The organism is Hymenobacter yonginensis (assembly GCF_027625995.1).
Lineage (GTDB): Bacteria > Bacteroidota > Bacteroidia > Cytophagales > Hymenobacteraceae > Hymenobacter > Hymenobacter yonginensis.
Genome location: NZ_CP115397.1, coordinates 31,799 through 43,914 on the forward strand (window position 1 = coordinate 31,799; position 12,116 = coordinate 43,914).

8 protein-coding genes are annotated in these 12,116 nt (G+C 64.1%); 1 reads left to right on the forward strand and 7 read right to left on the reverse strand.

The genetic code is table 11. From position 1 onward, the window contains the following. Positions 1-293 precede the first annotated feature (293 nt). From O9Z63_RS20210 to O9Z63_RS20230, 5 genes are all read right to left on the reverse strand, one after another. Complete coding sequence (locus O9Z63_RS20210; RefSeq protein WP_270129495.1) at positions 294-3,749, reverse strand: hypothetical protein; 3,456 nt, start codon at positions 3,747-3,749, stop codon at positions 294-296. Beyond that, the gene (locus O9Z63_RS20215) at positions 3,746-5,083 is read right to left on the reverse strand and encodes a DNA/RNA non-specific endonuclease (protein ID WP_270129496.1); all 1,338 of its coding nucleotides are present in this window, start codon (positions 5,081-5,083) and stop codon (positions 3,746-3,748) included. Before O9Z63_RS20215 ends, O9Z63_RS20210 begins: the two co-directional genes overlap by 4 nt. A 292-nt stretch (positions 5,084-5,375) precedes the next feature. After that, entirely contained in the window at positions 5,376-5,624 is a 249-nt protein-coding gene (locus O9Z63_RS20220; RefSeq protein ID WP_270129497.1) for a hypothetical protein, read from the reverse strand. A 77-nt stretch (positions 5,625-5,701) separates the two neighbouring features. After that, positions 5,702-7,018, reverse strand: coding sequence for a Y-family DNA polymerase (locus O9Z63_RS20225; RefSeq protein ID WP_270129498.1), 1,317 nt, complete (start codon positions 7,016-7,018; stop codon positions 5,702-5,704). A gap of 112 nt (positions 7,019-7,130) precedes the next feature. After that, positions 7,131-7,598: a LexA family protein gene (locus O9Z63_RS20230; RefSeq protein ID WP_270129500.1), complete on the reverse strand. Its 468-nt coding sequence runs from the start codon at positions 7,596-7,598 to the stop codon at positions 7,131-7,133. Between the two features lie 440 nt (positions 7,599-8,038). On the opposite strand from O9Z63_RS20230, the gene O9Z63_RS20235 reads away from it, so the two are divergent. Next, positions 8,039-8,257, forward strand: a complete 219-nt coding sequence (locus O9Z63_RS20235) for a hypothetical protein (RefSeq protein WP_270129501.1) — start codon at positions 8,039-8,041, stop codon at positions 8,255-8,257. A 69-nt stretch (positions 8,258-8,326) separates the two neighbouring features. On the opposite strand, the gene O9Z63_RS20240 is transcribed toward O9Z63_RS20235, so the two are convergent. Further along, the gene (locus O9Z63_RS20240) at positions 8,327-8,956 is read right to left on the reverse strand and encodes a hypothetical protein (protein WP_270129502.1); all 630 of its coding nucleotides are present in this window, start codon (positions 8,954-8,956) and stop codon (positions 8,327-8,329) included. Positions 8,957-9,172: 216 nt separating this feature from the next. Further along, a complete protein-coding gene (locus tag O9Z63_RS20245) occupies positions 9,173-10,366 on the reverse strand; it encodes a replication initiation protein (RefSeq protein ID WP_270129503.1) in 1,194 nt (397 codons plus the stop codon). Between the last annotated feature and the right edge of the window lie 1,750 nt (positions 10,367-12,116).

Sequence of the window (12,116 nt, forward strand, 5' to 3'; positions counted from 1 at the left end):
TACGCGCCACGCCACCGGCATTATCTCCAAGCAGGCGGTAGTTGTAACTCAGGCAGCCGTGCTGTTGACCTGTCCCGTCCATATTGCCGGATGCTTTTCCTAAAGACAGTAGCCTCTGTCCTTTTTACGAAGGAGATATCCGGTGGCCTGCCCTTAGTATCAGCCGGCGGACAGGACATCCTGGCGAACAATAAGGTGAAGAGACTCCGGCCTTTGTAGTAGCGGCCCCAAACAGAAACGGCCACCCAATGGGTGGCCGTTTCTGTTTGGGGCAAGTGTGTGCGTCGCCTGTTCTAGCGCACTAGCACGAGACGGGTGTGCAGGGGCTGGCTGCCGGCACCGGTGACGCGCAGCACATACGTGCCTGCGGGCAGGGTGGCCGGCAGCGTCAGCGGGAACTGCTCGGCATCGGTCAGCGGGCGCAGGGCCTGGGTGTGGTGCAGGCGCCCGGCGTTGTCGAGCAGCTGCAGCGTCAGGACTTGGCCGGCACGGCCGGTGAGCAGCAGCGTGACGGGCCGCGCCGGGTCAGCGGGGTTCGGGGCCACGGTGAGGGCCGCGGCGGGTGTGCCCAGTCCGGCGGCCACGCTCACCACGCTGCTGTAGTGCAGCGTGCCGTCGGTGTCTTCCTGAGCGAGGCGGTAGTAGAGTTGGCGGGTGGGGGCACTGGCATCCAGCACCGCGTAGCGCCGGGCCTGGGTGGTGGTGCCGGCGGCGGGCTGCGCCGCCACCCGGGTGAACGTGCGCCCATCCGTGCTACGCTCCACGTGGTAGGTGCGGGCGTTCAGCTCCTGGGCCGTGGCCCACTGCAGCTGCACCCCAACATTGGTGCGCCGGGCGCTGAAGGCGGTGAGCGTCACGGGCAGCGGGGCGGCCGAGAAGGCCCGGGCGGCGCTGTAGCTGTTGGCCACGCGCAGGCCGTCGACCAGCAGCTGGGTGGTGTTGGCGCTCTGGCGCAGGGCCACCGAGCCGAGGTTGGCGGGGGCCGAGCTGGCGGCCTCCGTGCTGGTGGCGTCGGCCGTGGCGGGCTCCGCCTGGCCCGGGTTCACGTAGAGGTGGGTTTCGGTGCCCGAGGGGCCAAACACGTAGCGCATCGTCAGCAGGTAGGTCTGCTTCAGCTCGTACTCGGCAGCGGCGTACTGGATGGTGCCGCTGCCCGCCACGCCGAACTGGATCTTGCCGGCGGTGGCGGCGGGCCGGACGTAAAGGCGGCCGCGGAAGGTGGTGCTGAGGGGGGCGGGCCCGAGGTGGAAGAAATAGTCGGCCGTGGTTACCGCATTCACGCTCACCAGCAGCGAGGCGTACACGGCCGTGCCGGCGCCCTGGCTGGGGAAGGTGCGGCTTACGTCCTCCCCCGAGGCGGCGAGCGAGGCCGCAGTATTTGCGGCGGCGGGCCGGCTGGCAGCATCGGCATCATAGCCACTGTAGCTCAGGCCTGTAGTGCTGACCAGGATGGCATTGGTGCCGGGTGCACTGTGGGCTGTCCAGCCGTGGGCGGTAAGCCGGTCGCCGGCCGGGTAGTCGAAGTTATCGGCCAGCAGCAGCCCGGCCGGCGGGGCGGGCGTGGACAGGGTCAGCTCGCCGGCGGGCGTGAGCAGGTAGTTCTCGGCCCCGCTGGTGTTGTCGTCGTTGTAGTCGAACACGGTGTAGGTGTACTCCGTGCTGGCCGAGAGGCCGGTGACGGTGACGCTGGCCGTGGCGGCGGCTCCCACCACGTACACACCGGGCGCGGGCTGGTCGCCCTGGCCGAAGACGGTGTTGGCCAGGTAGGTGGTGCCGTCGGCGGGCTGGAAGCTCAGGGCCGGGCCGGGCGTGACGAGCAGCAGCTTCTTGGCCCCGTCGCCCCCGCTGATAGCGAGCGTGACGCCTGTGGGCGTCACGGCGGTGGCCGTAAGAGTCGAGCCCTGGGTGGGCTCAGTGGCCAGTGATACGGCCGCGGTAGTGAAGTTGCGCTGCTCCCCGTAGCTGGTACCCTGGGCGTTGGTGGCGTAAGCGCGCACGTAGTAGGTGGTGCTTGGCAGCAGGCCGGTCAGCGCGGAGCTGAACGAGCCAATGCCGGTGCCGTCCTGAGTGAAGTCGTCCTGGGTGGTGGGCGCCTCGGTGAGGGCGTAGACCACGCCGCGCGCCGTGACGGAGCGGCCGCCATCCTCAAGGATGGTGCCGCCGGCCGTGGCCGTGGTGCTGGTGACGGTCGACACGGCGGCCGTGCTCAGGCTGGGCGGGTAGGCCGGGGCCACGCCGGTGCCCGACACGGCAATGCCGTCGAGCAGGGCCGCGCCGGGGCTGGTGAGCGTAATCACGCCGCTGTAGGCCTGCGCCGCTTCCGGCACGAAGCGCACCTCGACGGTTGCCGTGAGCGAGCCGCCGCTGACGGGCAGCGTCAGCGCCGCGCAGGAAAAGGCCGTGGTGCCGGTACGCAGCTGGAAGCCCGCGGGGGGCGTGAGCGTTACGTCACCGCCCAGGTTGCGGCCGCTAAGCGCCACCGAGCGGGCGGCCGAGGGCGTGTTCACCGGGACACTGCCGAAGTCCGGCACAGGGTTCGGGGTGGCGGTTACACTGGGCGTGGGAGCCGTTACGGTGATGGTCACCGGGGCGCTGGTGCCCACGACGCTGCCGCAGGTGCTGGTGGCCCGCGCGACCAGGTAGTAGGTGCCGGCGGCGCCGAAGTCGGCACCTCGGGGCGTGTAGCTGGCGTCGGTGGCCGTGGCAATGGCCGTGGTGAACGGGCCGTTGCTGCTGGTTGAATACAGCCAGGCAAAGGACGACGGGGCGGCCGGCGTGGCCGTGATGGCCGCGCCCGTGCCGGTGGTGACCAGGCTCTGGGCCGAGGCGGGCGCAACCGTGACGTCGTTGGTGGCGGGCGCAGTGGTGACGGTCAGGTTGGCGCCGTTGGGCTGGCCAGCAGTGGCTGAGGATACGTGCACCACCCGCACCCGGTATCCCGTACCGGCGGCGGTGCCGGCCGGCAGCGTAGCAGCCAGCGGGGAGCTGCTGCCCTGCCCGATCAGGTTTTGCGTGAGGTCGGCGGCAAATACGCCCTGCGCGGAGGAAAGCTGCACGGCAAACGGGGCGCTCAAGTCGGCCGGGTTGGTGTAGGGCACCGAAATAGCGGTGCCGCTGGTTGCGGTTACGCAGAAGGGGCTGCCGCTCACGGCACCCGTAGTCAACGCCGGTGGCGTACCGCTCAGCGGCTGCACGTCAAACTCGTCGATGTTGAGGCGGGCACCGCCGCCGCTGAGCTTGCGCACCTGAAACCGGACGTTGCCGCTCTGATTGACAGCAAAGGTGGCCGTCTGCAGCGTCGCCGTGCTGGTAACGGGACTGCCCACCGTGACGAAGCTGGTGCCGCCATCCGTGGACTGGCGCAGCTCCCAGGTGGAAACGGCATCGGTGCCGTAGCGGGCGTGCTGCAGCGAAACCGTGGAGGCGCCGGTGCTCACGTCAAAGCCCATGGTGAGCGTTCCCACGTTGACGATGCGCACGGACTTCGTGCCGACTTTCTTGTCATTGGCTATCGTGCCCAGCAGCGCATCGTCCAGCACCCAGGCCCCGGTGGGCAGCGTGACGGTTCCGACTGCATAGCCCCCCTTAGTGGCGGATTCAAAGCCTTCGGGAAAATTGGATTGGGCCTGGGCGGGTCCGTACAGCGCCAGCAGGAGCAGTAAACCCAGCAGCCACTTCCGTCCGGAATAAACTTTCGAGTTGCCCGGGCGAGAAGAAGCGAAGGGCGAGAAGTAATGGAGCATGCTCATTGGGTCGGGCCGTTGTCAATGGTAGATTCCACCACCTGCTGCACGCTGGTGGGCAGGGCCGAGAGCAGGTCGAGGCCGGTAGCGGCCTCAATAGCGTCGACGCTGGTGCGGTACTGACCCCAGTTGGTGGTCATGCCGTTCTGGTTGGGCGTGTCGATGGCGATGATGCGGGTGGCAGCCGACACGCGGCTCACGTCGTTGTTGCCGGTGGGCAGCACGACGATGACTTTCCAGATGCGGTTGGGGACCGTCACGCGCCCCCCGTCAATTGTGGTAGCTGAAACGGGGATGAACGGCGTGCTGGTGCGGATTTCGCCCTGGCCGCCGATGCCGTAGGAGCCCATGATGATGTAGAGCTCGTTGCCGGCGTCCACCAGTGTGCGCGCGTAGTTTTCCAGGGCCGCCCAGGTGCGCTGGTTGTTGTCCGGCGACTGGGGAATCATGTTGGTCATCAGGAAGGTAGCCGAGTTGTCTTCGGGCGTGCTGGTGCGGTCGGCCGAGGGCGTATTGTGGCCCCGGTCAAAGCCGGAGCGGGAGTAGCTGGTGCCCTGCACCCGGTACCAACTGGCGGGCAGAGTTTCGTCAGCGCGGAACAAGTCCACCCGGGGGGCGGAGCCGATCCACACGGGGGCCAGGTACCAGCTCACCCAGTTGGGCGTGCCCCGGTCGCGGTGGTAGGACAGCGCGTACTGCGGCTTTTCCAGCAGGTAGTTGAAGGGCATACTGACGTCGGCGGTGGCCCCGCTGGGGTTGCCCATGGTCAGGTGCTGGTTGTCGCCGGCCACCGGGGGCGGCGGGGCCGTGGTGGTGAAGGCCGTGACTGTGAAGTTGTCGAGGTTGAGGCGGGCGCTGCCGCCGGTGACCTTGCGCAGCTGAAAGCGCAGGCCGCCGGGCACGTTGACCGGGAAGGAGGCCGTTTGCAGGACGTAGGAGAATGCCACCACCGGCTGGCCGGCGCGCACCCAGGTGTCGCAGCCCTGGGTCTGGTACCAGAGCTCGAAGGCGGCGGTGGCGTCGGTGCCGTAAGCGGCGTGCTGCACGCTGACCGTGCTGGCGCCGTCGGGCAGGAAGAAGTCCATGGTCAGCGTGCCGGCCTGCTGCAGGCGGGCGGCCTGAGCGCCGGCGCGGTGATCCTGGGCGTCGGTACCGAGCAGGGCGTCGTCGAAAATCCAAGTGCCGGTGGCCAGGGGGACGGGCGCGGCCGGGTAGGTGGCCTTGGTGCCGGAGTCAAAGGACTCCGTGGTGGTCTGGGCCCAGGCGGCGGGGGCCAGCAGGCACAGCAGGGCCAGCAGCAGCCCCGTGCGGGGGCGCCGGCCAGTTAAGTGAACGGGCATTAAATGAAACAGTAAAAGTGGGTGTGCAGGTGAAGTGGGTGGGGTGGGCACGAAAAATCCTGCAAAGCTACCCCTGCCGCCGGGCACTGCCGGCACTACCACCGCATTCGTAACAGAAAGGACACATAGCCGGAAGCCGGCCGGCCGATTGGGGCAGCAGAGGGGGCATCGCGCCGCGTCAGTCCGACCGGCCTTTCCACCGGAAAAGCAAACGGCTACCCAATGGGTAGCCGTTGCAGCTGCCAGCGTGGCGGGCAGCGTGGTAGGAGAGGCTATGCCGCCGCGGGGCCTGTTAAAAGCACTTCAGACAGGCGCGCTTGCCGAGCTCCTCCGCCGCGGTGGTGGACATGCTCTGCACCTCGTGGCTGCACCGGTTCAGGCCGGCGCACTCGTTGGTGGAATGGTACGCCACGGAGCCTTTGCTCATGCACACGTAGACCGCTGCAGTGGTGGTGCGGTGGGTGACCGGGGCGGCAAGCCGGGCGGGCAGGGATGCGCTGGTCAGCAGCAGGGAGCCGGCCAGGAGTAACGCTTTGAACATAGAGGGGGAAATAGGTGAGTAAGGATTTTGCTGCTGAAATATACTGCCGGCATAATAACCTCCTTGCCCGGCGTGGCTCAGCCCACCACCAGCATGTCCTCAAACCGGGTGGTGTAGGCCGGGCTGCGGTGCCGGGCGTTGCCCTGCCAGGGCGCGGGCTGGCCGGCGGGCGTAATGGTGGCCGCCGGCCGCACCGTGCCGCGCCCGAACTGCCGGTTGAGGGCGTCAAGGGTGCGCATGAGCTGCTGCGCGCGGCCCGCGTCGGGGGCCGGAGCGGCGGCAGCAGGCGCGAACAGGTCGAGCTGCCGGCCGCGGCCGGGGGGCTCCAGGCCGTCGAGTACCACGCCGGCCTTCACGTAGAGGCGGCCGGGCTCGTAGATCCGCTCCAGCAGGCGGCGGCCGTAGGACAGCAGCTGCAGGGTGTCGCTGGAGGGGCCGCCGGGCAGCGTGAGCGTGGCCGAGCGGGTGTAGGGCGGCGGTACGCGGCTGTCGTAGCGGTCCTGGCTGAGGTACACGGTGAGGATGTGGGCCTGATCACCCTGGGCGCGTAGCTTCTCGGCAGCGCGGCTCAGGTAGGTGGTCACGGCGCCCCACAGGTCGTCGAAGGCGGTGAGGCGCTGGCCGAAGCTGCGGGAGCAGCTCAGGCTCTGGCGGGCCAGCGTGCCGTCCTCCGATGGGTTCAGGTCCTGGCAGGACTGGCCGCGCAGCTCCTGCACCAGCCGCCAGCCCACCACCCCGCCCAGCTGCCCGCGGGCCCAGGCCTCGGACACCTGGCTCAGGTCCCAGGCCGTGCGCAGGCCGTGGGCGTGCAGCTTGCCGGCGTACTGGCGCCCGATGCCCCAAACGTCCTCGACAGGCAGGGCCCGCAACGCCCGCTCGCGGCGGCTTTCGGTGTCGAGGCGCAGGACGCCCTGCAGCTCGGGGTACTTCTTGGCCAGGCGGTTGGCGACCTTGGCCAGGGTCTTGGTGGGGCCCATGCCCACGCAGGTGGGAATGCCGGTGCAGCGCAGCACGTCCTGGCGCAGGCGCTGGACGCGGGCATCAAGCGTGCCGCAGAAGGCTGTCAGGCCGTGCAGGTCGAGGAAAGCCTCGTCGATGCTGTAGACCTCCACGGCCGGCACCTGGTCGGCGAGGCGGGCCATGACGCGGCGGCTCATGTCGCCGTAGAGGGCGTAGTTGGAGCTCAGGGCCTGGCCCTTGTGGCGGCGCAGCAGCTCGCGCACCTCAAAAAACGGGGCGCCCATGGCAATGCCGAGCTGCTTGGCCTCGGCCGAGCGGCTCACCACGTTGCCGTCGTTGTTGCTGAGCACCACCACGGGGCGGCCGTCGAGGCGAGGCTGGAAAACCCGCTCGCAGCTGACGTAGAAGTTGTTGCCGTCGACGAGGCCGTACATGGGTAGTTGTTAGTGGATAGTTGTTAGTGCTTGGTGCTTAGGCGCAACGAAGCGGTAGAGATGCTTCGGCAGGCGGACGCCAGATCAGGCAGGCCATTCTGTATAAGGTTATTTAGTCGCGGCTGCGGAGCAGGGCGGTGAGCTTACCGGGGATGAGCTCGTGCACGACGTGGGTGACCACGCCCCAGATGCGCAGGTTGTCGGGCTCTGTGATGCAGTAGTCGGCGTAGGCCGGGTTTTCGGCCTGCAGCCACCAGCTGGTGCCGCGCCGCACCAGGCGCTTGACGGTGCACTCGCCCTCCACCACGGCCACCACAATGTGGTTGTGGTCGGCCTCGAGGTGCTTGTCGACGGCCAGCAGGTCGCCGGCGTGGATTTCCGCGCCCTGCATGCTCTCGCCCGATACCCGGATCAGGTACGTGGCCTCGGGGTGGCGGAACAGGATGCGGTTGAGGTCGAAGAGCTCCTCCAGCTCGTCGGAGGCCGGCGACGGGAAGCCAGCGGGCACCAGGCTGGCAAATACGGGCAGCCACAGCGTGGTGGTCGGCTCGCCGACGTCAAAGAGTTCGATGGTGGTCATACGGAGCGGAATATAGCGCGAACACGGCAAGTATACTAATATAATTAGTAAATTGTTTGATAAGCCGGCTTTGCGCCCAGTCATCAGCCCGGGTGTTACCTGTTAATATTCAGTCGAAAGCCTGTTCTGGATCGCTGCTGCACTTCCGTGGGCCGGCCGGGCTGCGCGCGTCATTCAGCTAAAATTGCTGGCAATAATGCGGGGCGGCGGGCGGCGAATCCGCCAGCTGTGGTGGGCATCACATCATCGTATGATGCGGATAAATAATATAATAAAAGACAATGAGTTGCTTTAAACAAGTTTTATCATGCTTCATCCTCTGCCTTTCAGCCCGCCCCAGCCGGGAAAATGGCGGTGGAGGCTGCCCGAAAATAGCTATAGGTTTGCGTCCGCGGGCCCACTGGGCCGGGGCCAGCCTATCGTTACTTCCGTCGGGGTGTATGCATAAGCTGTTACTGAGTCTGCTGCTGGCGGTGGGCCTGTCCGCCCGCGCCCATCGCGCCTACGACATGTGGTATATCGGCAACTACGCCGCCCTGCGCTTCAACCTCGGCGGCGGCACCAAGCTCATTACCGGCAGCGCCATGCAACTGGCCGAGAGCACGGCCAGCTGTTTTACAGAAACGGAGTACAGGGCTGGAACCGCAACAACTAGCTGATAACCAACGGCACCAGTCTGGGCGGCGGCCACTCGTCCACGCAGGCTCGACGTGCTGGAAGTGTGGGGATTAGCCGGGTCTTCCAGGAAAGCAGGGCGCAGTCCTTGCCATTGGGTTTCCCAGCAGCGTGCTGACGAAAAACGTGCGGGCAATAACGTAGCTTCGGCCGATGAGCAACAGCTGGTACGGGGGCGTGGTGGTTGGGGAAACGTAGTGTTCCCCGGCGGTTTGCCAGTAGGTTTCCACCCCATACTCAGCGCAGATGGCGGCCACGGCCTGAGCCACGGGAACGGGTACGCTCTCCAGGATAATGCCCCCGGTGCGAGTGAGGTCGGGGCGTACGTTGTTCGCCGCCAACCGGTGCCACCACATGGCCCAGGTGGCGGGCGCGAAGCTGTACCACGCGCCGGCCTGCTTGCGTAGCTCCTGCCGAATGGCCGCCAGCAGAGCCGGCGCGTCGGGGACGTAATGGCTGGTAGCCCGGGCCATGAGGTAGGTCTGGGGCCGGTTGACGCCGTTGAGCAGCGGGTGGTCGTGGTGGAAGGAGACGGGGCCGTGGGTGCCGCGCTGCAGCCGGGCGCTGAGCTTGCCCACGATATCGATGCGGTGGACTTCGGTATCGGTGACGAGCTCCAAGTAGGTGGTCTGGATGTAGCGGATCAGGCCCGAGGGATAGAGCTGCGCAAATTGCGTCATCATGGCTGAAAGCTACGGCGTTTCGGCGTGCGTCGGAAAAGGCAGATCAAGCGTTTTCCAGCTGTCACGGTAGATTCGGCAACACCCCTTGTGGCAGGCTAGGTCGCGCCTTCGTCGAAAACAGTGGTGCCGGCCTCAATGGCCGGTCTGATGCTGCTGCAACGCGCAGGGAGTGCCTTCATTGCCCTTGATAGCGGTATGGTGCGTCTGCGGCTGGGCTCAGGGTTTGATTAGCCACTGGATGCCCTGCGCGTCCGTTTCCTGGCGAAAGCCGGCGGAGAGCCATACCCGGGCTAGGTTCTGCTCGAAGTTCTCATCGGGAATGAGCCTGCGCTGGCGCATGGTTTCGTACATGGCGTGCACGTCGTCAAGCGTATGCCGCTCCTGCTGCGCGACGACCGGTCTGGCAGGCTTTCGCTCCGGCTCGCCCGCCTCCCCGTGGCGCAGCTGTCGCCGGTAGTCTTCCAGCAGATAGCCTTCCAGCAAAGCCTTGTACACTGCTCCTGCCAGCTTCTTCACCTTGCCGGCTGCCGCCTGGCGGCGAACATGCGCGACCACAAAATAGATGTAGCCTTCGTCGTAGTAGCCGTTTTCCAGCTGTGTTTTTATGCCGGCCAGGCTTTTGGCGGCAATGCCCGCCTCCAGCAGCGTAGCTTCCCAGCTGGTTTCCGGTGCCTGTGCCGGTGCCGGCACAGGCGCGGCGCCGGTAGGCTTAAACAGAAAGCAGATATGCGTGATTGTACGGCCCTGCTTTTCCAGCACATACGTGAAGGCCATATCGGTCTGGGCCAGTTCGCTTTGCGCCGGGTCCAGGATGCGGGCTCTGAAGTTGGTGAACCGGTCGTATTCCTCTTCCACCCCCAGGATGGTTTTCAGCTCCGCCACTGCCATCACGCGTTTGCCGAAGGCGGCATATTCGCGCAGCAGCAGGTAGACCCGGTAGGCATTGCTGCTTTTGAGCTTCAGCAGCTCCGTGAGCTGGGCTTTGGTGAAGTTTTCGCGGAGCTGCAGCAGGTAGGGCATCAGAAGATCGTTGAAGCGCGCCTCAACCACGCCTTCGTGATGCTTGTACTCGGCAAATGCCAGCAGCGGCAGAATGGAGAAGTCGGGCTGGGTCTGGCGGCGAGCGGTGGCATCCAGCTTCTCGATCAGCAAGGTGCGGGAAGCAAAGTGCCGGAGTGTTTTGCGAACCAGCTCGTAGGTGGAGTTGCTCGTGCTGTGGGCCATGAGCTCGCGCACCGGGATCCGGCACACCTGAAACTGCGTGTCATCCCGGCCGATGCGGCTGAGCAGCGCCAGAAACAGCCGTGACTCCGTGGTATTGAGCACGAACCGGGCATTGATCAGCGCGTTGTGCTGCACAATCAGTGGGTGTACCGGGTGGGCTGCGTTCATCGAGTCAGGCTGTTTCATAGACCTAAAATACACAGCCGGGGCCTATTATGCTACATGTCTAAAAAAATGTAGCGGTTTAACCCCTTTTTTGTAGTCATATCAAGGGCTGGCGGGCCCTTTTTTGTAGTCATATGACCCCTTTTTTGTAGCAACTCACCCCTTTTTTGTAGTTGTATGACCCCTTTTTTGTAGCATTATGCCTCTGTATAATTTTGAATGTCAGTGTCTTATGGCACCCGTAAACTAGTAAACTTCTTAAATGAAGAAAACTACTAGTTTCTTGAGTAGTCTTTTTGAAAGTGAGTTTTCAAAAGATCATGCAGTAGCAGCCTCCCGGTAGCCGTTAAGCTGGAAACGATGGGTTAGGGCTGACCCCTTTTTTGTAGTTATATGCTCCGCAGCCATCCGGATCAGCTGATTTGCGGGATGTAAGAGCCGTAAACGGCAGGGAGGTGCCGCAGGGCAGACCCTCTTTTTGTAGTCATATGCTGTAAATTGCTTTATATTAATGAGTTGCGAGTAATGTCCGGAGCGCCGGGAGCTGTATCTATACAACTACAAAAAAGGGGTTATATAACTACAGAAAAGGGGTGGGAAGTCGCGTTTTGCTTCCGTCTGGCAAGCCGGTAAACAGTATAGCGCGGGGCGTTTGCGCAATCCGGGCACAGGGTGAAAAACACCCTCCCAGTTGTATCCGGATCAGCCAGAACACCTCAAATTATTGTGGTCAACAACGTTTTGTCCACTCAGAGCCCGCAGCCGCTGGCCAATATATTTCCTGAAATCCGGCTGCTGCGCACGCCCCCGCAAGCTTGGCTTCGCCGGCAACAGCAACCTGGGCGTTCGCCTGACTCGAGGCGAGTACCGGCTCTTGGCAATGACACGGAAGTGGGGTCCGGCCTGCTCAAATTGTTGCTGGCCGTGTTCCAAGCCGATCTTCGGGCCAATGCCGCCGCTGGGCCCGCAAGTTCGACTCGCGTCAGGACGGGGTCTTGCTCGACACGTTGGAAGCGCGCGTGATGCGCAATCCATTCCGGCTTGTCCTGAGCTGATGGCAGGCGCAACCTTTTGGGAGGGGCGCTGAGTCGAGTGCCTTTCAATTCCTACTGGAAGTAGGGTTTGGCAACGGGGTGGGCGTCAGGAATAAAGCCAGCATAGTGGCTTGCCTGCGGGAATGCGTTCAGCGCCGCTGACCGGGGGAGGAACGGTCTCATCTATTACAAAAACCACGACAGGAATCAGGATCTTCCGCTTAGTCCGTAGAAGATTTTGCTTCCGACGAGCACTCAGCCACCCACACCTGCTTGGGTAAGCGCGAAGCAGTGCCTCTGCGTGGTTTTGGTAATAGATGCCCGTTCACTACGGGGGCGGGCCGGCAGGAGTCTGCGTGGTTCTGGTAATAGGTGTCCGGCATACGACAGGTCGTAAAGCACCCGTGCAAGACATCATTTTCAATGTATTTAAATTGAAATAACTAGATGATATAAAGGCTTCTAAGTCGTGAGACTTCAAGTGGGATAAAAGGTCTGACTGATTATTCGGCGTCATCCATCTATTACAAAAACCACGACAGCGGCGGCCCTTCCTTAACAGCCTTTTCTTGAAAGAGACGACCTGTTTAAACCTGATTGTTTCCCTGATTTACATGTTTCCAGGGTGTCTAACTGTTTGACTCTTAGTTGATAAATGCCTCATCTATTACAGAAGCCACGCGGGAATGCGCCAAGCAGCTCACCTTATTTGATTCTCTGCACTCGAAGAGCATGTC

What these genes read in the sequence shown, in the direction of transcription:
- O9Z63_RS20210 (WP_270129495.1), bottom strand. Translation starts at nt 3,749, where the DNA reads ATGAGCATGCTCCATTACTTCTCGCCCTTCGCTTCTTCTCGCCCGGGC.
- O9Z63_RS20215 (WP_270129496.1), bottom strand. Translation starts at nt 5,083, where the DNA reads ATGCCCGTTCACTTAACTGGCCGGCGCCCCCGCACGGGGCTGCTGCTG.
- O9Z63_RS20220 (WP_270129497.1), bottom strand. Translation starts at nt 5,624, where the DNA reads ATGTTCAAAGCGTTACTCCTGGCCGGCTCCCTGCTGCTGACCAGCGCA.
- O9Z63_RS20225 (WP_270129498.1), bottom strand. Translation starts at nt 7,018, where the DNA reads ATGTACGGCCTCGTCGACGGCAACAACTTCTACGTCAGCTGCGAGCGG.
- O9Z63_RS20230 (WP_270129500.1), bottom strand. Translation starts at nt 7,598, where the DNA reads ATGACCACCATCGAACTCTTTGACGTCGGCGAGCCGACCACCACGCTG.
- O9Z63_RS20235 (WP_270129501.1), top strand. Translation starts at nt 8,039, where the DNA reads ATGCATAAGCTGTTACTGAGTCTGCTGCTGGCGGTGGGCCTGTCCGCC.
- O9Z63_RS20240 (WP_270129502.1), bottom strand. Translation starts at nt 8,956, where the DNA reads ATGATGACGCAATTTGCGCAGCTCTATCCCTCGGGCCTGATCCGCTAC.
- O9Z63_RS20245 (WP_270129503.1), bottom strand. Translation starts at nt 10,366, where the DNA reads ATGAAACAGCCTGACTCGATGAACGCAGCCCACCCGGTACACCCACTG.